The 24761-nt window shown below is 40.4% G+C and carries 29 protein-coding genes; all 29 read right to left on the reverse strand.

Features of this window, described 5'->3' with window-relative positions:
- Nucleotides 1-4 precede the first annotated feature (4 nt).
- A complete protein-coding gene (locus tag E2R53_RS07285) occupies nt 5-1051 on the reverse strand; it encodes a protein-glutamate methylesterase/protein-glutamine glutaminase (protein WP_133311049.1) in 1047 nt (348 codons plus the stop codon).
- On the reverse strand, nt 1052-1921 hold the full coding sequence (locus E2R53_RS07290) for a MinD/ParA family protein (protein ID WP_133311050.1): 870 nt from the start codon (nt 1919-1921) through the stop codon (nt 1052-1054). It lies immediately after the preceding gene.
- Nucleotides 1921-3015 carry a flagellar biosynthesis protein FlhF gene (gene flhF / locus E2R53_RS07295; protein WP_133311051.1) on the reverse strand — a complete coding sequence of 365 codons (1095 nt, stop codon included), beginning with the start codon at nt 3013-3015 and terminating at the stop codon, nt 1921-1923. Before flhF ends, E2R53_RS07290 begins: the two co-directional genes overlap by 1 nt.
- A complete protein-coding gene (gene flhA / locus E2R53_RS07300; protein ID WP_133311052.1) occupies nt 3012-5045 on the reverse strand; it encodes a flagellar biosynthesis protein FlhA in 2034 nt (677 codons plus the stop codon). Before flhA ends, flhF begins: the two co-directional genes overlap by 4 nt.
- A 43-nt stretch (nt 5046-5088) precedes the next feature.
- On the reverse strand, nt 5089-6171 hold the full coding sequence (gene flhB, locus E2R53_RS07305) for a flagellar biosynthesis protein FlhB (protein WP_133311053.1): 1083 nt from the start codon (nt 6169-6171) through the stop codon (nt 5089-5091).
- A gap of 1 nt (nt 6172) precedes the next feature.
- Entirely contained in the window at nt 6173-6946 is a 774-nt protein-coding gene (gene fliR, locus E2R53_RS07310; RefSeq protein WP_133311054.1) for a flagellar biosynthetic protein FliR, read from the reverse strand.
- 3 nt (nt 6947-6949) lie between these two features.
- A complete protein-coding gene (fliQ, locus tag E2R53_RS07315) occupies nt 6950-7219 on the reverse strand; it encodes a flagellar biosynthesis protein FliQ (protein ID WP_070877263.1) in 270 nt (89 codons plus the stop codon).
- 16 nt (nt 7220-7235) lie between these two features.
- A complete protein-coding gene (gene fliP / locus E2R53_RS07320; protein ID WP_133311055.1) occupies nt 7236-7901 on the reverse strand; it encodes a flagellar type III secretion system pore protein FliP in 666 nt (221 codons plus the stop codon).
- On the reverse strand, nt 7898-8554 hold the full coding sequence (gene fliO / locus E2R53_RS07325) for a flagellar biosynthetic protein FliO (protein WP_286166109.1): 657 nt from the start codon (nt 8552-8554) through the stop codon (nt 7898-7900). The genes fliP and fliO overlap by 4 nt, the downstream gene beginning before the upstream one ends.
- Nucleotides 8555-8575: 21 nt before the next feature.
- On the reverse strand, nt 8576-8938 hold the full coding sequence (locus E2R53_RS07330) for a response regulator (RefSeq protein ID WP_070877260.1): 363 nt from the start codon (nt 8936-8938) through the stop codon (nt 8576-8578).
- A 21-nt stretch (nt 8939-8959) separates the two neighbouring features.
- Nucleotides 8960-10084, reverse strand: coding sequence for a flagellar motor switch phosphatase FliY (gene fliY, locus E2R53_RS07335; RefSeq protein WP_133311057.1), 1125 nt, complete (start codon nt 10082-10084; stop codon nt 8960-8962).
- Complete coding sequence (fliM, locus tag E2R53_RS07340; protein WP_133311058.1) at nt 10074-11072, reverse strand: flagellar motor switch protein FliM; 999 nt, start codon at nt 11070-11072, stop codon at nt 10074-10076. Before fliM ends, fliY begins: the two co-directional genes overlap by 11 nt.
- 36 nt (nt 11073-11108) lie before the next feature.
- On the reverse strand, nt 11109-11540 hold the full coding sequence (gene fliL, locus E2R53_RS07345; RefSeq protein ID WP_206197358.1) for a flagellar basal body-associated protein FliL: 432 nt from the start codon (nt 11538-11540) through the stop codon (nt 11109-11111).
- A complete protein-coding gene (locus tag E2R53_RS07350; RefSeq protein ID WP_133311059.1) occupies nt 11533-11754 on the reverse strand; it encodes a flagellar FlbD family protein in 222 nt (73 codons plus the stop codon). The genes fliL and E2R53_RS07350 overlap by 8 nt, the downstream gene beginning before the upstream one ends.
- A gap of 46 nt (nt 11755-11800) precedes the next feature.
- On the reverse strand, nt 11801-12769 hold the full coding sequence (gene flgG / locus E2R53_RS07355; protein WP_133311060.1) for a flagellar basal body rod protein FlgG: 969 nt from the start codon (nt 12767-12769) through the stop codon (nt 11801-11803).
- 57 nt (nt 12770-12826) lie between these two features.
- Entirely contained in the window at nt 12827-13258 is a 432-nt protein-coding gene (gene flgD / locus E2R53_RS07360; protein WP_133311061.1) for a flagellar hook assembly protein FlgD, read from the reverse strand.
- A 13-nt stretch (nt 13259-13271) separates the two neighbouring features.
- Complete coding sequence (locus E2R53_RS07365; protein ID WP_133311062.1) at nt 13272-14684, reverse strand: flagellar hook-length control protein FliK; 1413 nt, start codon at nt 14682-14684, stop codon at nt 13272-13274.
- 25 nt (nt 14685-14709) lie between these two features.
- On the reverse strand, nt 14710-15294 hold the full coding sequence (locus tag E2R53_RS07370) for a MotE family protein (protein ID WP_133311063.1): 585 nt from the start codon (nt 15292-15294) through the stop codon (nt 14710-14712).
- 11 nt (nt 15295-15305) lie between these two features.
- Nucleotides 15306-15749, reverse strand: coding sequence for a flagellar export protein FliJ (fliJ, locus tag E2R53_RS07375; RefSeq protein ID WP_133311064.1), 444 nt, complete (start codon nt 15747-15749; stop codon nt 15306-15308).
- Nucleotides 15746-17068, reverse strand: a complete 1323-nt coding sequence (gene fliI, locus E2R53_RS07380) for a flagellar protein export ATPase FliI (protein ID WP_133311065.1) — start codon at nt 17066-17068, stop codon at nt 15746-15748. The genes fliJ and fliI overlap by 4 nt, the downstream gene beginning before the upstream one ends.
- A 7-nt stretch (nt 17069-17075) precedes the next feature.
- A complete protein-coding gene (gene fliH / locus E2R53_RS07385; protein ID WP_165970919.1) occupies nt 17076-17834 on the reverse strand; it encodes a flagellar assembly protein FliH in 759 nt (252 codons plus the stop codon).
- On the reverse strand, nt 17827-18846 hold the full coding sequence (fliG, locus tag E2R53_RS07390) for a flagellar motor switch protein FliG (RefSeq protein ID WP_133311201.1): 1020 nt from the start codon (nt 18844-18846) through the stop codon (nt 17827-17829). Before fliG ends, fliH begins: the two co-directional genes overlap by 8 nt.
- A gap of 13 nt (nt 18847-18859) precedes the next feature.
- The gene (fliF, locus tag E2R53_RS07395; RefSeq protein ID WP_133311067.1) at nt 18860-20452 is read right to left on the reverse strand and encodes a flagellar basal-body MS-ring/collar protein FliF; all 1593 of its coding nucleotides are present in this window, start codon (nt 20450-20452) and stop codon (nt 18860-18862) included.
- 81 nt (nt 20453-20533) lie between these two features.
- Nucleotides 20534-20839: a flagellar hook-basal body complex protein FliE gene (fliE, locus tag E2R53_RS07400; protein WP_133311068.1), complete on the reverse strand. Its 306-nt coding sequence runs from the start codon at nt 20837-20839 to the stop codon at nt 20534-20536.
- A gap of 12 nt (nt 20840-20851) precedes the next feature.
- Entirely contained in the window at nt 20852-21304 is a 453-nt protein-coding gene (flgC, locus tag E2R53_RS07405) for a flagellar basal body rod protein FlgC (protein WP_133311069.1), read from the reverse strand.
- Nucleotides 21305-21306: 2 nt separating this feature from the next.
- Nucleotides 21307-21696, reverse strand: a complete 390-nt coding sequence (gene flgB / locus E2R53_RS07410; RefSeq protein ID WP_133311070.1) for a flagellar basal body rod protein FlgB — start codon at nt 21694-21696, stop codon at nt 21307-21309.
- Nucleotides 21697-21981: 285 nt separating this feature from the next.
- Entirely contained in the window at nt 21982-22761 is a 780-nt protein-coding gene (codY, locus tag E2R53_RS07415) for a GTP-sensing pleiotropic transcriptional regulator CodY (RefSeq protein ID WP_133311071.1), read from the reverse strand.
- 27 nt (nt 22762-22788) lie between these two features.
- Nucleotides 22789-24189: an HslU--HslV peptidase ATPase subunit gene (gene hslU, locus E2R53_RS07420; protein WP_133311072.1), complete on the reverse strand. Its 1401-nt coding sequence runs from the start codon at nt 24187-24189 to the stop codon at nt 22789-22791.
- A gap of 19 nt (nt 24190-24208) precedes the next feature.
- A complete protein-coding gene (gene hslV / locus E2R53_RS07425; protein WP_133311073.1) occupies nt 24209-24751 on the reverse strand; it encodes an ATP-dependent protease subunit HslV in 543 nt (180 codons plus the stop codon).
- Nucleotides 24752-24761 lie beyond the last annotated feature (10 nt).

A 24761-nucleotide genomic window follows, 5' to 3' on the forward strand; every position in this document is an offset into this window, starting at 1 on the left:
CCCCTTAGCCTCGAATAAATTTCATAATAGAAGCAGCAATATCCTGTACATCTAAAACTGCATCAATTGCTTTTGTCTGAAAAGCGTTCTTCGGCATTCCAAAAACAATCGACGTTTTTTCAGATTCTGAGATGGCATGCAGATCTCCAGACTGCTTTAATTTCTTTAATCCTACTGTTCCGTCTGCCCCCATGCCTGTCATAATAACAGCCACTTTATGAATATTTTCAAGCATGCTTATTGATTCAAACAACGTATCAACAGAGGGTCTGTGGCCGCTCCGCGGATTTTCTTTATTCAGCCTGATGATCATCCCGTTTTTATCCCCTGCAATCTTCATATGAAATCCGCCCGGCGCAATATAGGCTGTTCCATTTAAAGCAAGTTCACCTTCTTCTGCTTCTTTCACATTTATAGCTGAAAGAGCATTCAGTCTTGCAGCTAAAGAAGAAGTAAATCCTTCTGGCATATGCTGCACGATAAAGACTGGTGCTTCAAGATCTTCCGGCAGCCTGGGCAAAACCTGCTGGAGAGCTCTTGGGCCGCCTGTGGAAGTTCCGATGCAGACGAGATGTTTACTGTACCTATGTACGCATGTCTTCTTATTTATTTTGATCGGTTCCATTCTTATAGAACTAGTTTTTTTAACGCCTGAATGACTTGCCATCTGTACTTTTTGAATTAATTCCTGTTTCACTTTATGGAGATCAAGAGAGATCGCTCCCGAAGGTTTTGTGATAAAATCGATCGCGCCAAGCTGCAGGGATTGAATGGTATGATCTGCCCCTTCTTTTGTGGTGCTCGACAGCATAATCACAGGTTTTGGGAAATCCTCCATAATCCGTTTTAATAGTTGAAGACCGTTCAGCCCCGGCATCTCAATATCAAGCGTAATGACATCAGGATCCAATAGGCCGATTTTAGACAGGGCATCTTGACCATTGCGCGCTGCAGCCACCACTTCTATAAAGCCGCTTTCTTCTAAAAAATCGGTGATCAGCTTCCTCATAAAGGCAGAATCGTCTACCACCAGAACCCTAATCTTGGTCATTTAATATCTGCCTCCTCTGATCAATTGCGACATTTTAAAGAGAAACGAAGCAGTTTTTGGATGGATTGCCGTATCCTTTTTGCCGCCGTCCAAAAAATTCGCAGCAATCTCATGCAGCGCCCTGCTTGCCGCGCTTTTGGGAAATAATATAGTAAATGGTATCTGTCTGATTACAGCCTGTGAAACAACACCGTCATCAGGCAGCCATCCTGAGTATGAGGATTTCATATCAAGAAACTGTTCAATTGCACCCTGCATTCTTACAGATATCTGATGGGCTGCTTTGGCATGATCAGCCTTGTTCACAACAATGGAAATCGGGATGCTTTTATCATGCATGCTTATTTGCTTGATGGCTGAATAGGCATCCGTAATGGAAGTTGGCTCAGGTGTAGTGACCATGATCAGCTCATCTGCTGACAAAACAAATTTCAAGCTTTCCTCTGTCATACCGGCACCCATATCAAAAATGATGAAATCGTATCTTTTAAACAATGCTTCAATCTTAGCGGAGAAAGAATCAAACTGAGATTTCTCCATTTTGAACAAATATGATAATCCGGTTCCTCCGCATATATAGTCAAAACCTCCAGGGCCCTTTTGTATCAGTTCATCCAGCTCTTTTTTTCGATTAAAAAAGTCTAAGATTGAACAAGAGCTCGATTGCCCTATAAGGATGTCTATGTTTCCATAACCAATATCCAAATCAAAAACAAGCACACGTTTATCATTTTCTGCTAACCTGATAGCAAAATTGATTGTAAAATTCGATTTGCCGACCCCGCCTTTTCCGCTGATGACAGCAATGGATCTTGCATCATTTTTATTCAGTTGCTGTAAATGCAGCCTTAACTGCTCTGCCTGATCCATTACTTCAAAATCTCTTCCGCTGCCAGTCTTGCGGTAGCCATCAGAATATCATCCGGAACGTTCTGTCCGTTCGTCATATAGGCAACGCCTTTATCAGCAGACTGAATAAAATCATACATCAATCCTTTTGAATTGGTTTCATCAAGCTTTGTAAAAATGATTTTATCGATTTGAATGGAAGAGAAATTATCATAGATTTCAAGCATGTCCTTTAGTTTAGAAGTAACCGACAGCACGAGGAATGTTTCCACTTCTTCGGTGAAATCAATCAGCTTTTCTAAATCTGCTACAAACTGCCGGTTCCTGAAATTCCGGCCGGCGGTATCAATAAAAACCATATCCATTTCCTTGAATTTTTCTTTTGCTTTCTGAAAGTCTTCAAGCGAATAACAGACCTCAAGCGGTGCATTTAATATTTTGGCGTACGTTTTGATCTGTTCGATTGCTGCGATTCTGTATGTATCCGTAGTAATAAAAGCAATTTTTTTTTGATTTTTCAGCATGCTTTCAGCTGCGAGCTTCGCCAGTGAAGTTGTTTTTCCGACACCAGTTGGACCGACAACATTAATATATTTCTTTTGATAGGAGATTCCTCCAAACGCCAGGTGTCCCATCTTTTTCTCCATCATCTTAACTACTTCTGAATGTAATTCGGATGGCTCTGTCTTGTCACCATAGTAGTCTGAAAGAATGTCATTTCTGCCTGCAGAACCTATTCCTTTTTCTTTAAGAAATTGATTCAGCTTTATCAGATGAGAAGGCAGATTCTTTTGTTGTTCATTCACAGTTATGGATTTCACAAGTTTTTTCAGTTCAAGAACCTCTGACATCACGGTTTGCTCATGATTCATCTCATATGCCGCTGTCTCTGCAGGCTCGTCTTTTACATATCCGGTTTTCAAGTGACTTCTATTAATCAGCGGATCCGGATCGTGCCCGGCAATCACTTCTATCTTTTTTTTCGTAAAAAGACCAAAGACTCCGCCTGTATGAATGACCTTTGAGTTTAGAATCACGGCATCATGACCGAGTTCACTTTTAATTTTTTTCATCGCTTCCTGCATATTCGGAGCAATATATTTTTTTACCTTCATGCGATATTCACCACCCCTACACTTTGAACTTCCACGTTGGCCTCAAGCTCGTTATAGGAGAGCACAGGCAGCTGTGGAAAATAGCGGTCTATTAATTGTCTGACATACATTCTTACAGCCGGCGAACATAGAAGGATCGGTGACTGTTCCTGCAGGGCTAATTGTTCGATCTCCTTTGCGATCGATTCAATAATAGCTTGAGAGATGTCAGGTTCAATAGACAGGTAATTTCCATGCTCTGTTTGCTGCACACCTTCTGCAACAGCTTTTTCGACCCTTCCTGAAAGAGTCACTACTTTCAGCGTTTCACCTGATGAATACTGGCTTGTAATTTGTTTTGCTAATGCCTGTCTGACGTATTCTCCTAATAATTCGGTATCTGACGTCATTTTTCCGTAATCAGCCAAAGATTCAAAAATCACCGGCAAATTCCGAATCGACACCTTCTCCTTTAATAGCTTTGCAAGCACTTTTTGAATTTCACCGATTGAAAGGGGAGATGGTGTAACCTCTTCTGCCAGAATCGGATACGACTCTTTTAAATGATCGATAAGCTGTTTTGTTTCCTGACGCCCAAGAAGCTCATGGGCATATTGTTTTATCGTTTCAGTAATATGTGTAGAAACAACTGACGGGGGATCAACGACGGTATAACCGAACATTTCAGCCGCATCCTTGTTTTCTTCATTAATCCATTTGGCGGGAAGCCCAAACGAGGGCTCAATCGTATCAATTCCCTCAATGGAATCATCTTCAATACCAGGAGCCATAGCTAGATAATGATCCAGAAGAACCTCACCTTTGGCTACTTCATTTCCTTTTAGCTTCAGCCTGTATTCATTGGGCTGGAGCTGGATGTTGTCACGTATTCGCACAACTGGAATCACAAGTCCAAGTTCAATCGCAAGCTGCCTCCTGATCATCACGATCCGGTCAAGCAGATCCCCCCCCTGATTCGTGTCAGCAAGCGGAATCAGACCATATCCAAATTCAAATTCAATGGGATCCACATTCAGCAGCTGAACGACACTCTCAGGTGTTTTCATATCATCAATCTCAACTTCCTCTTCCACTTCTTCTTCTAATTTCAGCTGATCCTGTTTCGATTTAGAAATAAAATATCCTCCGAAACCAAATGCAGACGCAATCGGCACTGTAACAAATAAACCGAGCGGTGTAAATATTCCGAGCAGGAGAATGGTTCCCGCTGCGACATACATCATTTTCGGATAAGCAAACAATTGACTTGTAATATCTGTTCCTAAATTACCGTCAGAAGCAGCTCTTGTCACAACTATTCCGGTTGCGGTTGAAATAAGCAGGGCAGGTATTTGACTGACAATACCGTCACCGACTGTAAGCATCGTAAAGTGAGCTGCCGCATCTCCAAAACCCATGCCCAGCTGCATCATTCCGATAATGATTCCGAAAATCATATTGATAATCACGATGATGATCCCTGCAATCGCATCTCCCTTTACAAACTTGCTCGCACCGTCCATGGCTCCGTAGAAATCTGCTTCTCTGGACACTTTTTCACGGCGTGTGCGGGCCTGCTGCTCAGAAATGACGCCTGCATTTAAATCAGCATCAATACTCATCTGTTTTCCGGGCATCGCATCAAGAGTAAATCGCGCCGCAACTTCAGATACCCTTTCAGATCCTTTCGTGATAACCACAAACTGAATGATTATCAGGATAAGGAATACAACAAAACCTACTAATACATTTCCGCCTACGACAAACGTCCCAAATGTCTCAACAACACCGCCTGCTTCTCCATGTGAGAGAATCGCACGTGTAGTAGAAACATTCAATCCAAGACGAAAGAGAGTCAGCAGCAGCAGTAAAGATGGGAAAATGGCAAAATCGAGCGGCTCCCTCATATTCATTGAAGTTAAAAGAACGAGCAGAGCGAGGGTTATATTCAACATGATCAGCAGGCTCAAAAGCCATGTTGGAAACGGGATAATCAGCATTGCTACAATCAATATGACACTTAATAAAACAGATAAATCTCGAGCTTGCATGGTTAACCTCTCTTTCAAACAGAACCAGTATCCTATAAAAACTTTACATCTTATTTTTCAGCTGATAAACATAAGCCAATATTTCTGCAATGGCTTTAAAAAATTCTTCCGGCACCGCTTTTCCGATTTCAACTTGATCGTAAAGCGCTCTAGCTAAAGGCCGATTTTCAACCATTGTCACTTCATTTGCTTTTGCTGTTTCTTTGATTTTTTGAGCAACAAAATCGACTCCTTTAGCGACAACGAACGGTGCATCCATTTTGTCTTCGTCATATTTTAAGGCGATAGCAAAGTGTGTCGGATTTGTAATGACCACATCTGCATTCGGCACTTCCTGCATCATTCGCCTTGCAGCCATTTCTCTTTGCTTTTGTTTTATGCGGGATTTTATTAAAGGATCTCCCTCGGACTTTTTGTACTCATCTTTAAGATCCTGCTTTGACATGCGAATGTTCTTTTCAAAATCAAATTTTTGATAAAAATAGTCAAGCAGCGAGAGAAACAACAGAGCGATGGAAGCGAACAAACCCATTTGAAAGGTAAGTTTTGCTATGAAGATGAATGCTTTTTCTACTGTTAATTTTGAAAGAGACAGAATTTCCGCCATCTGAAACCAGATGACAGAAAAGGTTACAGCTCCGACAAATGATATTTTCATTATCGATTTAAGCAGTTCAACAATCGCCCTCAGAGAGTAAATGCGTTTGAAGCCTTGAATCGGATTGATTTTCTCAAGCTTCATCTGAATGGCTTCCGTTGAAAATAAAAAACCGACCTGCATGTAGTTTCCTGCGACTCCTGCAACTAATGCAACCCCCATAACAGGAGCACTTATATAGGCTGATTCAATCACCATTTCAACCATAAGCTCATGAACATTTTTTTCTGTCAGATTCATTAAAATTGTCTCCTGCAAAGACGCATTCATCATTGTGATTATCCGTTCAAACATGAAAGGCCCGATAAACAGCAGGGATAAAAAAATGGCCAGCAGGCTGATTGCCGTATTTACATCTGCACTTTTTGCGACTTGCCCTTTTTTTCTGACATCATCACGTTTGCGCGGTGTAGCTTTTTCTGTTTTTTCACCTGAAAAGAACTGCAGATCAAGTTTAAGAAATTCCATTTCATGCTCCTCCGATTAATTCCATCAAACCCCGCATCGTATAAATCATCGTTTCGAACACATCCTGGATGAGCATAAACATCGCTCCCATTACCAATATGAGCATAATAAAGCTGACGCCTATTTTCAGCGGCAGTCCTACAACAAAAATGTTCAGCTGAGGGACTGTGCGCGCAACAATGCCAAGAGCCAGATCCACCAGGAACAGCGATGCCACAACCGGAAAGGACATTTGAAAAGCGATCAAAAACATCGCGCTGAACGATTTTGTAATCATTTTGGCGATATTCCCATCACCAAAAGGAAAAGCAGCACCCTCAAGCGGAATGTATTGAAAACTGTAAAAAACACCGTCCAGCAAAAGATGATGGGCGTTTACACTCAGCATGAAAAGCAAGGCCAAAATATTCAGGAATTGACCGATAAGCGGACTTTGCGCACCTGTTTGCGGATCGATAATATTGGCAATGGCAAAGCCCATTTGAAAATCAATCAAGCTTCCTGCGATTTGGACAGCGGCCATCATAAGATAGGCAGAAAAACCGATGAAAAGACCTATCATGACTTCTTTAACTGCAAGGAGTATAAATGCTCCGCTAAGTTCCATTGGTTCTGGGTTTATTGCAGTGAATACAATAAGAGATAGAAAAAAAGAAAAACCGATTTTATGCGAAGACGGAATTGTGCGATATGAAAAGAGCGGCAATGTGACAAAAAAGGCACTCAATCTCGCAAAAATAAGCAAAAATGCCGGAAAACTTTCAATTACATTCATGCTTTAACCTACAAATCTATTAAGATTGCCGAAAATATCCTGTGCATACGAAATGATAATTGACAGCATCCACGGGCCGAAAAAGACGAGCCCGATCAGCACTCCCACAATTTTAGGAACGAACGCGAGCGTCTGCTCCTGAATTTGGGTTGTCGCCTGAAAAACACTGACAACTAATCCAATGACCAGGGCGATCGCCAAAAGAGGACCGCATATAATCAAAGTTGTATAAATCGCTTTTTCAGCAATCGAAATGACAAATTCTGAACTCATATATTTAATCTCCTACTCAGAAACTTTGAAGAAGTGATTTCACGACCAAATACCATCCATCTACAAGCACAAACAGCAGAATTTTAAATGGAAGGGAGATCATCACCGGCGGCAGCATCATCATTCCCATGGACATTAAAATACTAGCTACAACCATATCGATGACTAAGAATGGGATAAAGATCATAAATCCTATTTGAAAAGCCGTTTTTATTTCACTGATGGCAAACGCAGGAACAAGTGCTGTAAGAGGAATATCTTCAACCGATTGGGGCTTGTCCATCTTTGCATATTCAAGAAACAGCGCTAAATCCTTTTGCCTTGTATGCTTGCTCATAAATTCCTTCAAAGGGAGTGCAGCTTTCTCATAAGCTTCCTCGAGGTCAATTTCTTCATTAAATAATGGCGTAAGTGCCTGCTCATTTATTTCTGAAAAAGTCGGGGCCATTATGAAAAATGTCAGAAACAAGGCAATGCCGATCAGCACCTGGTTTGGCGGCATCTGCTGGGTTGCAAGCGACGTTCTTACAAATGACAGGACAATTATGATTCTTGTAAAACATGTCATTAAGATTAAGATGCTTGGTGCGAGAGAAAGGACAGTCAGCAGCAGCAGCAATTTGACTGACGTGCTGACATTTTCTGCATCACTATTGCTGAAAATTTCCACAAATTCATTCATTTTGTGTGGTCCTTTCTGGCTAATTCCTCTAAGCTGCTTCGTCTATCTTTTTTTAATTGCTCCAGCTGTTCTTTAAAGGAAACTGAATGCCCGTCCGCCATCTCATTATTTTTATTTTTAAATAACGGTGCTGTTGCGTTTTTAAGCCAGTCCTTCGTGTCGATTGCGGCAGCAAACCTCTGCTTATGTTCCTCTGTGATCTCCCTGCATTCATCTTCATCTTCAATCTCTTTCAGCAGCTGAACAGAATCTGAAACACCTACTACAAGGATTTTTTTTCCTACTTTAATTAGTTGGATGGAACGATTCTGTCCGACACTTGTCCCGCCAAGGTTCTCAATGTAGTTTGATGAAGAAGTGAATTTGTTTCTTTTACTCACAAATTTCAGCAGTATGTAAATTAAAAATATGATAAATGCAGTTGCCAGGATCATCTTAATGAAGTCCCATGCTGTGACAGATGTGTCAGAATCTTGGTATCCAACATCCGATTTCACGCTGTTTTTTTCACTTTTACTGTCAGCCGTTTTTTCATCTGACCCGACCCAGTCTGCCACAGATTCAGCCCCCTGCTCCGCATGAACAGCTGACTCACTTTGCGGCAGCAGGAGGATAAGAAGAATCACAGCTATTGGTATCCATTTTATTTTCACTTGCAAGTGGGAAGACTCCTTTTAGCTTAATGTTTTGTTAATGGCTTCAAGCACTCTGTCTGCCTGAAAGGGCTTCACGATAAAATCTTTTGCACCCGCTTGAATCGCATCAATGACCATAGCCTGCTGTCCCATTGCAGAACACATGATGACTTTAGCGTGAGCGTTGATTTTTTTAATTTCTTTAAGGGCAGTAATGCCATCCATCTCCGGCATTGTGATATCCATTGTTATTAAATCCGGAAAGTGCTCTTTATACTTCTCTACAGCTTGTGCACCGTCAGCAGCTTCCGCTACGACATCAAATCCATTTTTTGTTAAGATATCTTTGATCATCATTCTCATAAATGCTGCATCGTCCACGATCATTATTTTATGTGCCATTCCAGTCACTCCCATGATTGATTACTTAAGTTTATTTAAACGCTCTGACTGACTTAAAATATCTGTCACCCGAACTCCGAAATTTTCTTCAATAACGACGACTTCCCCTTGAGCGACGATTTTGTTGTTGATCAGAATATCAACTGGTTCGCCTGCCAGTTTATCAAGCTCAATGATGGAGCCGGATGATAATTCCAGAATTTCTTTCACTGAACGCTTCGTGCGGCCAAGTTCAACAGTTACCTGAAGCGGGATATCCAGCAGCATATCAAGATTTTTCATTTCATTTTGATACATTGGGACAGATTCGAAAGATGAAAATTCTGCCGGTTTTACATCGACTGGCTGCCTCTCTGCTCTTTGCTGGACAGGCTGTGCAGGATAACTGCGCTGCTGCTCTGAATGAGCAGGTGCAGGTTTAATCCGAACTTCTTCTTCAATAGCTTCAATAGTCGCTGCTTGCTGCTTCGGGTTCATCAGCTCTTCAACAAGATCTTTTCCAAATTGAAGAGGCAGCAGCTGCATAATCTCTGAATCTATTAAGGCTCCAATTTTCAGTCTGAATGCTACTTTTAAAAATAAATCATCCTTCGGAAAGGCTTCTGTACCCTCCCCTTCTTTTACATCCAAAAGTTCAATAAATGGAGGAGAGATGTCTACCTTTTTATTGAAAATTGTAGACATTGACGTTGCAGCAGACCCCATCATTTGATTCATGGCTTCTTGAACCGCACTGAGCATGATTTCATCAAGTGATGAATCTGTAATTTCACCATTTCCGCCTATCATTAAGTCAGCAATTATGGCAGCATCACTTTGCTTGATCACAAGCAAATTACTGCCGATAAATCCTTCTGTATAGTTCACCTTAATTGCTACATAGGGATGAGGAAATTCATCTGATAATCTTTGTCTCTGGACAACTGAAACTGTTGGAGTGGTAATTTCCACTTTTTGTTGCAGTAATGTAGATAGTGCTGTTGCTGAGCTGCCAAATGAAATATTGCCAATTTCCCCAATTGCATCTTTCTCCATGACATCCAAATAATCATCCGTATTTATCATATAATCCTCTTCATCGCCTGAATCTGTACCCTTTAAAAGGGCATCAATCTCATCTTGAGATAACATACCATTATTCACTATCTTCGTGCCCCCTTTGATAATGGCCGATTATTTGCACAGCTGCTTTTCTTTTTATTTTTCCGGGCTGACCATAAAATTTAGGTTTATCTCCAATTTTGACCACCAAAGGCTGATCAATGGCTTTTTCAAGCTGTATCACATCTCCAGCTTGAATGTCTAAAAATTCTTGAATTGAAATCTCTGAAATCCCAAGTTCTGCAATAATCTGAAGTTCTGCTGATTGAATTTTTCTCTCCAGTGCTTCTACTTCGTTTGGCTTTGGTTCTTTTCTTTCAGACTGCATCCAAAAGTGAACACTTAACCGCGGAATAATCGGTTCCAAGATCACATGCGGAATACAGAGATTTATCATGCCGCTTGTTTCGCCAATCTGTGTGTTCAGCGATATGACAACTACTGTTTCATTCGGTGATACCATCTGCAGAAACTGTGGGTTGATTTCAAGATTATTCATACTTGGCTCTATACTATAGATCGAACTCCATGCCTCTTTATAGTTATCAAGCGATTTTTCGAACAAGTTTGACATAATTCTGTTTTCGATTTCCGTTAATTGATCTGTTTTATTTACCCCTGTGCCCAGCCCTCCCATCAGCCTGTCCATCATGGCATAAGCGATATTAGGATTGACTTCCATTACAATTCGTCCATTTAAAGGGTTCACTTCAAATACATTAAGAATCGTCATCTTTGGAATCGAGCGGATAAATTCTTCATATGGCAGCTGATCTACAGACCCCACGCTGATTTGGACATACGTTCTGAGCTGAGCTGAAAAATAAGTGGTCAAAAGCCGTGCAAAGTTTTCATGAATTCTGGTTAAGCTTCTGATTTGATCTTTAGAGAACCTGAGAGCTCTCTTAAAATCATAAACTTTCACTCTCCGCTCTGTTTCTTCTTTTTTCAATTCATCAGCATCCATTTCACCTGACGAAATAGCTGACAGCAAAGCATCTATTTCATTTTGAGACAGTATTTCACTTGTCATGCATTCACACCTCCTGTGCATGGGATTTATGCCAGCCTATTGAATGATATAGGAGGTTGTGTAGACCTTCTGGATTTTCCCTTTTTGCATCAAATCGTTTGCCCGCTTTTTAACCGTTTCTTTAAAAGCGTTCATACCGTCTTTGCCTTCCAATTTCTCTGCAGGAATATTTGAAAGCTCTGAAATGATGATATCCCTGACTTGAAATTCTCTTTTTTCGAGCTCTTCTTTCGCTTTCTTGCTGTCCGTTTCTAATTTAAAAGACAGACGGACAATGTTGTCACTAGCAAGATTTGTCGTGATTTCCGGAAGGTCAAAGGAATACTCGATTACTTCATCAATAGACGGCTCTTTTACTTTTGCTTCAGCAGTATCCATAAAATTTGTAACGATAACTAATGCTGTTACACCTATTAACGTAACGGATGTAATGATGACAAGCATGATGGTTAATAATTTTTTATTCATGATCACACACCTCCGGAGAACCTGTTGTATGTAATAGATGAATTTCTCTATAAAAATTGCGGGTTAATAACGCTACAGCGGCTTCTGATTCTTTTACAACAAACTTTTTCCCGCTTGTCAGCGTGATGGTAGTGTCCGGAAAAGATTCGACCTGCTCTATGTAAATCGCATTTAATGTAAATGACTTTCCGTTCAAACGAGTTAATAAAATCAAATGCTGCGGGGTTCATATAAAGATATGAGCCCCTTGCCCCCCAAACTTAACGTTTTAAATTCATTAATTCCTGAAGAATTTCATCAGATGTTGTTATAATTTTTGTATTTGACTGGAAACCGCGCTGAGCCACAATCATTTCTGTGAATTCATCTGCAAGGTCCACGTTTGACATTTCAAGCATTCCGGCCATGATTGTTGCTGTACCGTCTTGGCCAGGGACTGAAAGTTCGTCGAGCTGAATTCCGGCAGTTACATTGGTATTAAGAGTTCCTGAGTTACTTGATTGCTTGTACAGGTTACCTCCAACTTTTTCTAGACCGCCTTCATTTGCGAAATTAGCTACCCTGATTTGTCCTGCAAATCTTAATTGACCTCCATCATCTACAAAATTCACCGTACCATCTGGGCCAATATTAAAACTTTTAGCTGTTAACGGAATTTGAATTAGTCCTGCACTAGCTCCAGCAGGAGTTGTTGACCAAGTTGATTCGGTAGTTGCATTACCAGGGGTTTTATCTCCGGTTTGGCCTACCAGATAATAGCCATCTGATGTTACTAGATATCCTTTATCATCTAAATAGAAATTTCCTGCACGTGTATAGCTTAAATCCATTGCAGTATCAATTGGTTCTGTAATTTTGTTGTTCCCTTTTGCTGTGCCAATATCTTCGTTTACTTTGTTAGGGTCTTTTATCGTCCCAACCACAAAAAATCCATCTCCAGCTAAAGCAAGGTCAAGCGTTCTGCCTGTTGTTTGATTTGAACCTGCTGTGTGAATTGTATCAATTGAACTAAGTGCTGAACCAAGTCCAACCTGCTTGGCATTCATACCGCTTGTATTTCCAGTAGCTGCACTTGCGCCGGCAATCTGCTGATTGATTAAATCTTTATAAGTCACACGGCCTTTCTTAAATCCGTATGTATTTACGTTTGCGATGTTGTTTCCGATCACATCAAGCTTTGTTTGGAAATTTTTCATGCCGCTTACTCCAGAATACATTGAACGTAACATAGATTTGCTCTCCCTTTATGTCAGCATTTGATGCTGAATCAATTTGAATTTCAAAAATTAAGAATCCTGGACTGTCACCTTTGTGATCAAAGCGCTGGGCACTTCTTTTCCATCCTGCATTTCCAGAATAATATCTGCACCTGATTGTTTAATGGATTTAACAATCCCTGAAGACTTTCCATCACCTGACTCCCACTCAACTTGTTTTCCTATCATTTCAGAGTACTTTAAAATACCGTCATTCACTTGAAGCTGAATGAAATCACTGAGCTGGGTACTCATATTTGTCATTTGCTCAAGTGAGGAAAAACTGGCCATCTGGGAAATGAATTCTTTATCCTCCATTGGATTTAGCGGATCCTGATTTTGAAGCTGGGCAATCAGGATTTTCAAAAAGTCGTCTTTTCCTAAACTGGATTTTCCTCCGGTTCGTTCTGCAGTATTAATAGAAGATATGAGCAGTCCTGCATCAATTGTGGTTTGAGTCATTTTCATCCTCCGCTTACGTCAACATATTTAAATGAGTTTTGAACGTATCTTTTTCATCTTCTTTCAATTCTTCTCTTTCTTGTTCACGGCGATGGTGATCATCTTCTTCATGTTTACGATTGAATGAAGGCTCAAGTTGTTCGCCGTAAATTTCAAACCTGTCAACCTGGATACTCATAGCTGGAAGTACTTGCTTCAGCTGATGAATGCCTTGTTCAACCAGCTCTTTGGCGGATTGTGTAGAAGTAATGATTTTCGCAATCGTTTTCCCATCTTGCTGCTGAAGTTTTACTGTCAGCATCCCTAAATGCTCCGGTGCTAAACGGATCGTCATTTGAGATGAACCAAAGGCTGTGAAAAGTGGTTTGGAGCGTTTAAATGCTTCTGTTACTTGATTAATAAATAGCTGCTGATTAGAAGAGCCTGAACTCTCCTTAACTGATATGGTGAAAACTTCCGCTTTTCCAGCATTTCCTTTTAAAACACTTTCTGAAAAAGCGTAACTGCTTTGTGCATCTGGACCGGTCACGCCTATAGCAGGAATAATCTTACTTACTTCGGTGTTTTCGAATTTGGATTTCTCAAATGATACTAATGAATTAGTATTAACTGGATAATCCGTTTGGCTCACATCCATATCTAAGGCTCTTGAAATTTCTCCTTTGCTGCCGGTTATGTTCTGTCTAAAAAAGAGGCTTGTGTAAATTTCCTGTCCTTTTATTCTTGCTGATAGTGGGGTTCTAACGTTCGCTTCTTCCATAATCTTCTCAGCATCTAATCTCAATACGGATTGGTTCAGCTTCTCATGTGCAGCAGTTTGCAAAAGATTAAAACGATTGATTGCAGGTCTGTTCATTTGATTTTCACTCTGATCATATTCTTCAAAGATCTTTAGTGCTTCTATAAGCGGTGTGTCCTTTTGTACAAGATCAGGCTTATTATTAGTAAAATGGAAAATCACCTCATTTTTAAGCTCAATCACTTCCTTTGAACCGGGCAGCTGCATAATTCCAGCAAGTACAGTAAGCTGTTTCACTATATCTTCAGCAGGATGTTCTTCCAGCTGAGCAAAGAGATCCTCCATAGATCGAGAGTGATTTAAGATTGAAAGGATGATACCGGCTTCTTCCTCATTTACAAGCCCTGCTATTTCATCAGTCTTTTCACTTACCATTTTAGATTGAATGAAGTACCCATCTTCCATTGGTAATGAGGTTAAGAGATTCCCCATTTCCTCTTTAAGTTCATTAAACTCAAATTCTTCAACTGTTTTTTCATCAGCCTTCTCGGATTCTGCTGAATGATTTTCTTGATCAATAATCAGCAATTTATTAAAAAAAGGCTGAAAAGAAGCTGATTGCTCACTTTTTTGAATAGTATTCTGCCATGCAGTTCCTGCACTTAGTGAATCAGCCGATATTTTCACCTTTTCACCTCCTGGTCAAGTCATCTCAAGAATCAGCAAGCATCTTTGTATATCTCGCAGCATCTTCAGCTGGCATTTTTTCCATTACTGCAATGACCTGATCGTCATTAATAGACGTTAAAATCCTTAATGCCTCTTCATCTGAAAGAAAAGGAATAATTTCAGCCGCTTTTTTGCTGGACATCTTTTCATAGAGTTTGGCAATGTCTTTGCCTTCTTTTTCTTTGTTGTCAGATGCCTGAAGCTGTTCTTTTAAAGACTTTACTTCTTGGCTGAGCTGCTGTATTTCTCTTACTTTCAGGTCTGCGTCATTTTCCAAAGCTGAGATTTCCTGCTGCTGTTTTTCAATGGTGGTTTTCTGAAGTTTATTTTCTTCCTCAAGCTCTGCTGTAGGGGCGGCATCTGCATTTTTGCTGTTATTTTTCTCTTGAACACTCGTAAGCTCTGCAGTTCCTGGTATATGCGAGATGGCTGCTTTCAATTTCCCGGCCACATCAACGCCTGCGACTGTTAGAATGACCGTAATGAAAGTGAGAGTAAAAAGGACGGGAATAACAATTACAAATAACGTCCATTGAAGCTTGCTTGAATCATTCTCATTGTTTTTCACAGTATTTTCACCTAATTCCCCCGAAGTGCAAAGGCTTGAATCGAGAGATCATCCATGAACTTTGATTCTGACGCTTTCACATGTTCGAGATGTACTTCATAATGCTTTTCTTTCATTTTTTCATATTTCTTTACTTCGATATTCTTTTCAGTAAGCTCAAGCTGTTTTTCTTGCATGTTGTCCCGGGTAATAACCACAAGTCTCTGATAATGACTGATTGTTTTTTCTAAGTTTGTAACAAACTGCTGAAAGTGGCGGATTTCCTGAACAGGCATGCCTGTGTTCAGCTCTCTTGCTGTTCTCTCTTCGAGCACTTCTTTTTTCTTCAAGCTGTCATACAGCTTTTCCGCCGCTTTTTCAAACTCAGTAACAGAGCGGTTATAATCTTGAAGAGACTTTTCTTTTTCATTTTCTTTTAATTCGAGCACTTTTTGAAACCGGTATGTATATTTCACCCATTCTCACCTTTTTCAATCAATCGTTCTAATGATGCCGCACTCTCTGCAAACGTGATTTTATCGTGCACATTCTGTTTTAAAAATGAAAGAATCTTTGGATAAAACCTTATGGCATCATCAATTTCTCTGTTCGAACCTCGCTTGTATGCGCCAATGTTTATCAAGTCTTCAGAATTCATGTAAGTGGCAAGGTATTCTCTCAGTTTTGCCGCATTCTTTTTCTGAGGATCCGAAACAATTTGATTCATGACTCTGCTTATGCTTTTTAATACATTGACTGCGGGAAACTGGCCTTTGTTAGCTAAACCGCGGTCAAGCACGATGTGCCCATCGAGAATTCCCCGCACCGTATCCGCAATCGGTTCATTCATGTCATCACCATCAACCAGCACGGTATAAAAAGCAGTGATGGTTCCTTTTTCATTAGTTCCAGTCCGCTCTAAAAGCTTGGGCAAAACCGCAAAAACACTTGGTGTATACCCTTTGGTTGTCGGAGGCTCACCAACTGCGAGCCCTATTTCTCTCTGGGCCATGGCAACCCTGGTCACCGAATCCATCATGAACATGACATTCATGCCTTTATCACGGAAATATTCAGCGATGGCCGTTGCTGTATAGGAAGCTTTCATTCTCATTAAAGCAGGCTGATCTGATGTTGCAACTACCACAATTGAACGTTTCAGCCCTTCTTCTCCCAGATCCTTTTCAATAAATTCCCTGACTTCGCGCCCCCGCTCTCCTATTAGAGCAATCACATTCAGGTCCGCTTTAGTATTTCTTGCAATCATTCCCATGAGTGTACTTTTTCCCACGCCGCTTCCTGCAAATATGCCTACACGCTGACCTTTCCCTACAGTCAGCAGGCTGTCAATCACACGAACGCCTACTTCCATCGGTTCATGAATTGGAGGTCTTTTCATTGGGTTTGGAGGGCTTTGTTCAGCAGATATTGGTGTTAATCCCTTTGGCAATGGAGATTGATTGAGAGGATGGCCATAGGCATCTACAACTTGACCGATCAAACCGGAACCTGCTTTTATTTTCAGAGAGTCCTTTGTTGCTTCAACAATACTCCCCGGTGAAATATGGGATAGATGTTCAAATGGCATCAATAGGACATTTTCTCCTTTGAATCCAACCACTTCAGCAGGAATTCTTGATTCTTTTTTTGAACCTGCATGGATATAGCATAAATCTCCGATTGAACTTTCCGGACCACGAGACTCAATCATCAGTCCAATGACTTTGTTAACTTTTCCATATCTCTTATAAGAGTCCAGAGTTTCTATTTTCGAAATTAAATCCTCTGCTTTCAAAAAGTTCTCATTCCTCTCCAATCAATTCGAGCATTTGCTGCTTCAGCTGCTGAAGCTGTGCATCTATTCCAGCATCAATCTTTCCGAAAGGAGATTCAATCTGACAGCTGCCTTCAGGCAATGCTTCATCAGGAAAGATAAATAATTCTGATTTGGACATAAGCATATTCTCTAATTCATTTTTCTGTTTCAGTACATAACCATAATGAACAGGATGGACAAAAATTTTAATTTCAGGATACTCCCGCACTTCGTGTAAAGCTTTTTTAACTAGCTCCAAAAACAATTCCGGATGTTCATCCAATTCAATAAAAATCAGTTTTTCGGCTAATTTAACAGCAAGATTGACAATCGTTTCTTCAGAGCTGACAATTTTGCTGATATAGTCTTCCTTCGATTGCTCAACAATTTTCCGTGCATCTTCAAGATGCGAACTGTACTGCCTGCTGACTTCTTCTTTTCCGGCATCCAGACCATCAAGAAATCCCTCTTGTCTGGCTTTTTCTTTTTGCCTCTCACGCTCCGTTTTCCATTCCTTCTGCTCGGCCGCCATTTTAATACGGATGCTGTCCGCTTCAGCTTTAGCGCTTTGAATAAGAACATCAGCTTCCTTGCTTGCCTGCTGTAGATAGACGTTTGCTTTCATTGACAGTTCTGGATTTTCTATTTCATTAGAAGAAGGAAGAAAGTCCGTTGTCTGTATTAAAATTGATTTTTTGGCATCTTCCTGCTGGATGGCATGGGCCGATTTAATCAATTTAGACAATGATATCATCTCCTCCGCCTCGGGCAATTACGATTTCTCCTGCATCCTCAAGTCTGCGGATAACAGCAACAATGCGTGATTGAGCTTCTTCAACATCCCGAAGTCTGACTGGACCCATAAATTCCATTTCTTCTTTAAAGGTCTCAACCATTCTCTTAGACATATTTTTATAGACAACTTCTTTAACTTCCTCGCTGGCAACTTTAAGAGAAAGCATTAAATCCTCGTTCTCCACGTCGCGGATCACGCGCTGAATCGCTCTGCTGTCAAGTGTCACGATATCTTCAAACACAAACATTCTTTTCTTTATTTCCTCTGCAAGTTCCGGATCCTGAATTTCAAGAGAGTCAAGAATGGTTTTTTCTGTGCTGCGGTCTACACCGTTAAGGACTTCTACTACAGCTTCTACTCCGCCTGTTTGTGTATAATCCTGCGTGACAGTGGATGATAATTTCCGCTCAAGGATCTGTTCAACTTCATTAATAATTTCTGGCGAAGTGCGGTCCATTTTTGCGATGCGCCTTGCGATGTCAGCCTGCTGTTCGTGCGGTAAGCCTGATAAAATCTGCCCTGATTGTACAGGGTCTAAATAAGATAAAATTAGGGCAATCGTTTGAGGATGCTCCCCTTGTATAAAATTAAAAATCTGTGCAGGATCAGCTTTTCTTGCAAAATCAAAAGGTTTTACCTGCAGGGAAGAAGTCAGCCGGTGAATAATGCTTGATGCCCGTTCTGCTCCTAAAGCTTTTTCCAGGATTTGTTTCGCGTAAGAGATGCCTCCTTGCGAAATAAATTCCTGAGCCATGGCAATTTGATGAAACTCTTCAATGATCTCTTCTTTATTTTGAGAATCTACTTTTCTGACTCCTGAGATTTCAAGAGTCAATTTTTCAATTTCCTCTTCTGATAGATGCTTATAAACGGATGCAGCTGTATCCGGACCAAGGGAAATCAGAAGGATGGCGGCTTTTTGCTTCCCAGTAAGTCTTCCATTGTTTGCTCTTCTTACCATCACTTAAAACCTCCTATTCTTCCGTCAGCCAAGATCTAAGCAGCTTTGCAAAATCTTCTGGTTTTTCTCTGGCCATTTTCTCTAGTTGCTTTTTCCTTACAGATGTTTCGCTTTCATGTTCGGCGTTTACATCCGGCAAGATGATTTTCTCTTGAACAAAAATGTCTTCTTCTTCATATTCCTCATCTGCTTTGCGGTTCTTTCTAAAAAGCAGGAAGAGCAGGATGATAATGATCAGCAAGAGAATTCCTCCTGCTGCATAAAGCCAGACTGGAAGAGACGTTTTTGTTTCATCCAGCATGTCCATTTTCCCTGCAAACGGTTGTACAGACACGGAGATTTTCTCCCCTACCTGTTCATCTGTCAGCGGCTCTTCTGTTTCATCTTTATTAATCGATGTGCGGATGATTGTCCCAAGGAGCTGTTCGATGTCACTTACACTTTCAGCAGATAATGAATTTGGATCCTCTGCTTCAGGCGGTTCCACCATGACCTGAATTCCTAAATCACGAACTTTATATGGACTCTCAACAATCTCTTTTTTCACTCGGTTTACTTCATTATTTATTCGTTCTTCGATTTTTTCGTAATCGCCTGTCCCCGAGCTTTGAACTGCTTCGTAGCCAGGTACATCGTCTTCTCCAGCACCAGTGACACCGCCTTCTGGTGCGCCTTCGCCTGTGTACGTTTCCGTAATTCTTTCTACACTCACAGCAAGACCTTCCATATTTTCCTTGTCAACAGGCTCTACGATGTTTTCTTCTCTGTTTTCTTGGGTAAAGTCTAAATCAGCTGTAACAGATACAACAACTTTATCCTGTCCCATCATTGTTCCCAGCATTTTTTGAACTTGACGCTGAATATCACGCTCAATTTTCGTTTTCAAATCATGCTGAGTGGAAATATTTTCTACAATAGGAATATTTTTATTACTTTTTAAATCAAAGTACTCAAAATTTTGATCCATAATGACGATATTATCTGTAGATAGCCCAGGAACACTTTTTGATACGAGATGGTAAAGGGCATTTACTTTTGTCTGGTCAAGCTGGATTCCGGGCTTCATGCTTAAAACAATCGAAGCGGTTGATGTACCATTGGCTTCATTAACAAAAACAGATTCTTTAGGAAGATTGATCATGACTTTAGCGTCATGTACCCCCTCAATGCCTTTCATTAAGTTTGAAAGCTCTGTTTGGGTGGCTTTCAGCTTCAAAACATCAAATTCATTATCGGTCATTCCAAATCCAATATTTTGACCAAAGAAAGAATAATCGATCACACCGCTGTTCGGGATTCCCTCAGCAGCAAGCTCAACTTTTAGAGTGTCAACCATTTCAGAGGGCACCATTATTGTTGCGCCATTGTCAGCGATTTTAGATGTAACCCCTTGAGAATCCAGCGTTTCTTTTATTTGACCTGTCTCCTGGGGTGACAGATCCTTATAAAGCGGTACAAGATTGGGGTTAGATGACAGATAAGTACCTATTGCAGTAAAAAGAAGCAAAGCAGCCGTTCCGCCAATGATTAAACCCTTTTGAGCTTTCGTGCGTTCCGTCCATACCTGTTTTAGTTTGTTTCTAAGTTCCGTTAACTTCTGATTCATTCCTGGAAATCCCCCGATAATGACGACATGAATGCTGCATTGAGAAGTCGGCATCCATCGCTAGTTTTATACATATTTAGGTTATATTTGCATTCTCATCATTTCCTGATATGCTTCTACTGCTTTATTCCTGATTTCAATTGTTGTAAGCATGGTTACACTCGCCTTTTCAGCAGCAATCATGACATCCTGCAATTGAACATTTTTCCCTTCTGCTAAAGCAGCGGTCATTTGATCTGATTTGATCTGCATAGAATTCACTTCATTTATTGATTGTTTTAAGAAATCGGAAAATGATGTCTGCTGATTTTGTTTGGGACTTTGAACGATCTGAGATTGACTGTCCTGTATACTCTGGGTCTGAAAGGGTGAAATGGCATTAATCATAGATCCTCTATCCTACTTTCCTAATTCTAATGTTTTCATCAGCATGTCTTTAGAAGCGTTAAAAACTGTTACATTTGCTTCGTATGACCTTGTGCTGCTAATTAAATCAACCATTTCTTTTAAAGGATCAACATTCGGAAGCTCTACATATCCTTGATCATTCGCATCTGGATGTTCCGGGTCAAATACTAGTTTAAATGGAGTCAGGTCTTCTCTGATTTCAGAAACTTTTACACCAGATAAGTCACTTGACTCTTTCCCTTGCGCTATATGTAAGTGAGATAAAAACGAATTTCCACCGGGCTCTGTCACAACCGTTTTGCGGCGGTAAGGCTGCCACTCCCCATTTTCAAAAACCGCTCTTGTTGTATCTGCATTAGCCATATTAGATGAGATAACATCCATTCGCAGTCTTTGTGCTGTCAGAGCTGAAGCAGTTGTGTTTAACTGACTGAAAATATTCATAATCAGCTTCCTCCTCTAATCACCGTTTTGAGTGAATTAAATTTACTGCTTAAACGGTCGATAAACGCATTGTAGTAAATTTGATTTTCAGCCAAGTCTGACATTTCGCGATCTACGTCAACATTATTGCCGTTTGTCTGGTAGGATGTGTTCGCTTTGGATTTGATCAAATAGGATTCTTGTCCTAATCCGAAAGAAAGATGACGCTGATCTGTCTTAGTTGCTTGAAGCCTGCTCACTTCAGAATCTAAGGACTGTTTGAAGGTGATTTCTTTCGATTTATAATTAGGAGTGTCAACGTTGGCAATATTTTGACTAATTACTTTTTGCTTAACTGCTGAACGATTCACAGCATTTTCAAGTGAATTGATTGTTTCAGAAAAAATTTTCATTTAGTCCCCTCACAAAATCCTTATATCTTTCGAATGGTATATTGTCGAATTATGTTAAATCTATACTGTAATTGTAAGAAATAATAGTCTTAAAGTCTATGAAGGTTTTGTAAAAAAAGGTCGGAATTTGTATCTATTTTTATTTAGGTCCTTTTTACCTAGTATTTTTACACTATTTACCACGATAATGTAATGGTCATGGGAACTTCTACACTCAAATTCATAAATGAAAACGGCATAACAAAAAAAGCACTTCAAAAGAAGTGCTTTTTTGTAAACGAATTGTTAATTTGTTTTTAATTTTTCAAGTTCCAATAAGAATTTATCATTCAACACTTTAATGTAAGTGCCTTTCATACCTAGAGAACGTGATTCAATTACACCCGCACTCTCAAGTTTGCGCAATGCATTAACGATAACCGAACGGGTAATTCCTACTCTGTCAGCAATTTTACTCGCAACCAGTAAGCCTTCATTGCCGTTTAGTTCTTCAAAAATGTGCTCAATTGCTTCTAACTCACTGTAAGATAAAGAGCTGATCGCCATTTGAACGACTGCTTTGCTTCTTGCTTCATCTTCAATTTCTTCTGCTTTTTCGCGCAAAATTTCCATCCCAACTACTGTAGCTCCATATTCTGCAAGGATTAAGTCATCATCCTCAAATTGAGCCTGCAGACGAGCTAAGATAAGTGTGCCCAGACGCTCACCTCCGCCGATGATAGGTACAATTGTAGTCAGGCCGCTTTTGAACAGTTCGCGGTTTTCAACAGGGAAAGCTGTATATTCACTGAACACATCAAGATTTGATGATGTTTCATTCACGTTAAACAAATTCTTCGTGTATTCTTCTGGGAATTGTCGATCTTCAAGCATTTGAATCATGCGCTCGTTTTCGATCTGCTGATTGATGGCAAATCCCAAAAGTTTTCCGCGGCGGCTGACGACGAAAATATTTGCTTCGATAACGTCGCTTAAAGTTTCAGACATCTCTTTAAAATTAACCGGTTTACCTGCTGCCTTTTGAAGCATAGCATTGATTTTTCTGGTTTTTTGCAATAAAGCCATTAGTATGTTCCTCCTGGAAATATGTAATTATAAGATAAATTGACTCAAGTCTTTGTTTTTAGCAATTTTGCTTAATTTATCCTCAACGTACTGAGGTGTAATCGCTATTTTATCTAGCGTAATTTCGGGTGCTTCAAATGAAAGGTCTTCAAGAAGTCTTTCAAGAATCGTGTGAAGTCTTCTTGCCCCGATATTATCTGTGTCTTGATTCACCTGGAATGCCACTTCCGCAATCTTACGAATAGCATCGTCAGAAAATTCAAGTTGTATACCTTCTGTTTCCAATAAAGCAGTATATTGCTTAAGCAAAGCATTGTCTGGCTCAGTTAAAATCCGTTCAAAGTCTTCCACGTTTAACTTTGTCAGTTCAACGCGGATTGGGAATCTTCCCTGCAGCTCTGGAATTAAATCAGAAGGTTTAGCAATATGGAATGCACCTGCAGCAATGAAAAGGACATGATCTGTTTTGACAGAACCATATTTTGTAACAACTGTTGAACCTTCAACAATTGGCAGAATATCGCGCTGAACTCCTTCTCGTGAAACATCAGCTGAAGAACCAGCTTGATTCTTCTTGGCGATTTTGTCAATTTCATCTATGAAAATGATGCCCATTTGCTCCGCGCGCATAACAGCGTCCTGTGTAACATCATCCATGTCAATCAGCTTTTGTGCTTCTTCACTGGTCAGGACCTTACGGGCTTCGCGCACTGTGAGCTTGCGTTTTTTCTTCTTTTTAGGCATAAAGCTGCTTAAAGCATCTTGCATGTTCATACCCATTTGTTCCATACCCGATCCCTGAAGCATATCAAACATGGAAGCATTCTGTTCTTCTACTTCCACTGTTACGTGATGGTCTTCAAGTTCGCCTAAAGCAAGCTGATGAGCGATTTTGCGTCTTTTTTCTTCAACCGACTGCTCTTCCGCTGAATAATCATCTTGATCCTGTGAGGTGCCTTGAGCACCGCCGAAAAGCATTTCTAAAGGGTTTTTATAAGATGTTTGCTTTTTCTTGCCCGGAACTAATAATTCTACAAGTCTTCGATTGGCATTTTCTTCAGCAGCGGATTTTACTTCTGCCATTTTTTCTTCTTTGACTAAACGGACAGATGTTTCAACCAGATCTCGGACCATTGATTCAACATCGCGTCCCACATAGCCGACCTCAGTGAATTTTGTTGCTTCAACTTTAATGAAAGGAGCACCTACAAGTTTTGCAATTCTTCTTGCAATTTCTGTTTTTCCTACGCCTGTAGGACCGATCATTAAAATGTTCTTCGGCACAACTTCATCACGGAGATTTTCTGACAGCAGGCTTCTGCGATAGCGGTTTCTTAATGCTACAGCAACTGCTTTTTTTGCGTCTTTCTGACCAACTATATACTGATCCAATCGTTCAACAATTTGTCTTGGCGTCATTTCTTTCATTTGATCATTACTCCTCTCTTTATAACTCTTCTACTGTTATATTCAGATTTGTATAAACGCAAATTTCACCGGCCATCTGAAGAGCTGCTTCTGCAATTTCTTTTGCTGTCAGGGTCTCTCCGGAATATCTTTTAAGAGCTCTTCCCGCTGAAAGGGCATAATTTCCGCCAGATCCAATTGCTAAAATTCCATCATCAGGTTCAATCACTTCACCGGTACCGGAAATGAGGAGGATATCATCCTCGTTCATGACAATAAGCATAGCCTCAAGCTTGCGGAGCACCTTATCACTGCGCCATTCCTTTGCAAGCTCGACCGCTGCACGCTGGAGGTTTCCGTTGTACTCTTCAAGCTTGCCTTCAAACATTTCAAATAAAGTGAACGCGTCTGCTACTGAACCGGCAAACCCTGCGATGACCTTGCCGTTAAATAGTTTTCTCACCTTTTTTGCAGTATGCTTCATAACAACTGCATTGCCGAATGTTACTTGACCGTCGCCTGCCATCGCACACTTGCCGTTGTGCTGAATCGCAAAGATGGTCGTCGCATGAAATTGAGACATACAAATACCT

Origin of the sequence: Peribacillus frigoritolerans, from assembly GCF_004358755.1 — a bacterium.
Classification (GTDB): Bacteria; Bacillota; Bacilli; order Bacillales; family Bacillaceae; genus Bacillus_P.

Excerpts from the sequence above, each read along its gene's own strand:
- E2R53_RS07285 (WP_133311049.1), bottom strand. The coding sequence starts at position 1,051 with ATGACCAAGATTAGGGTTCTGGTGGTAGACGATTCTGCCTTTATGAGG.
- E2R53_RS07290 (WP_133311050.1), bottom strand. The coding sequence starts at position 1,921 with ATGGATCAGGCAGAGCAGTTAAGGCTGCATTTACAGCAACTGAATAAA.
- flhF (WP_133311051.1), bottom strand. The coding sequence starts at position 3,015 with ATGAAGGTAAAAAAATATATTGCTCCGAATATGCAGGAAGCGATGAAA.
- flhA (WP_133311052.1), bottom strand. The coding sequence starts at position 5,045 with ATGCAAGCTCGAGATTTATCTGTTTTATTAAGTGTCATATTGATTGTA.
- flhB (WP_133311053.1), bottom strand. The coding sequence starts at position 6,171 with ATGGAATTTCTTAAACTTGATCTGCAGTTCTTTTCAGGTGAAAAAACA.
- fliR (WP_133311054.1), bottom strand. The coding sequence starts at position 6,946 with ATGAATGTAATTGAAAGTTTTCCGGCATTTTTGCTTATTTTTGCGAGA.
- fliQ (WP_070877263.1), bottom strand. The coding sequence starts at position 7,219 with ATGAGTTCAGAATTTGTCATTTCGATTGCTGAAAAAGCGATTTATACA.
- fliP (WP_133311055.1), bottom strand. The coding sequence starts at position 7,901 with ATGAATGAATTTGTGGAAATTTTCAGCAATAGTGATGCAGAAAATGTC.
- E2R53_RS07330 (WP_070877260.1), bottom strand. The coding sequence starts at position 8,938 with ATGGCACATAAAATAATGATCGTGGACGATGCAGCATTTATGAGAATG.
- fliM (WP_133311058.1), bottom strand. The coding sequence starts at position 11,072 with ATGACAAGTGAAATACTGTCTCAAAATGAAATAGATGCTTTGCTGTCA.
- fliL (WP_206197358.1), bottom strand. The coding sequence starts at position 11,540 with ATGAATAAAAAATTATTAACCATCATGCTTGTCATCATTACATCCGTT.
- flgG (WP_133311060.1), bottom strand. The coding sequence starts at position 12,769 with ATGTTACGTTCAATGTATTCTGGAGTAAGCGGCATGAAAAATTTCCAA.
- flgD (WP_133311061.1), bottom strand. The coding sequence starts at position 13,258 with ATGACTCAAACCACAATTGATGCAGGACTGCTCATATCTTCTATTAAT.
- fliG (WP_133311201.1), bottom strand. The coding sequence starts at position 18,846 with ATGGTAAGAAGAGCAAACAATGGAAGACTTACTGGGAAGCAAAAAGCC.
- fliF (WP_133311067.1), bottom strand. The coding sequence starts at position 20,452 with ATGAATCAGAAGTTAACGGAACTTAGAAACAAACTAAAACAGGTATGG.
- fliE (WP_133311068.1), bottom strand. The coding sequence starts at position 20,839 with ATGATTAATGCCATTTCACCCTTTCAGACCCAGAGTATACAGGACAGT.
- flgC (WP_133311069.1), bottom strand. The coding sequence starts at position 21,304 with ATGAATATTTTCAGTCAGTTAAACACAACTGCTTCAGCTCTGACAGCA.
- flgB (WP_133311070.1), bottom strand. The coding sequence starts at position 21,696 with ATGAAAATTTTTTCTGAAACAATCAATTCACTTGAAAATGCTGTGAAT.
- codY (WP_133311071.1), bottom strand. The coding sequence starts at position 22,761 with ATGGCTTTATTGCAAAAAACCAGAAAAATCAATGCTATGCTTCAAAAG.
- hslU (WP_133311072.1), bottom strand. The coding sequence starts at position 24,189 with ATGAAAGAAATGACGCCAAGACAAATTGTTGAACGATTGGATCAGTAT.
- hslV (WP_133311073.1), bottom strand. The coding sequence starts at position 24,751 with ATGTCTCAATTTCATGCGACGACCATCTTTGCGATTCAGCACAACGGC.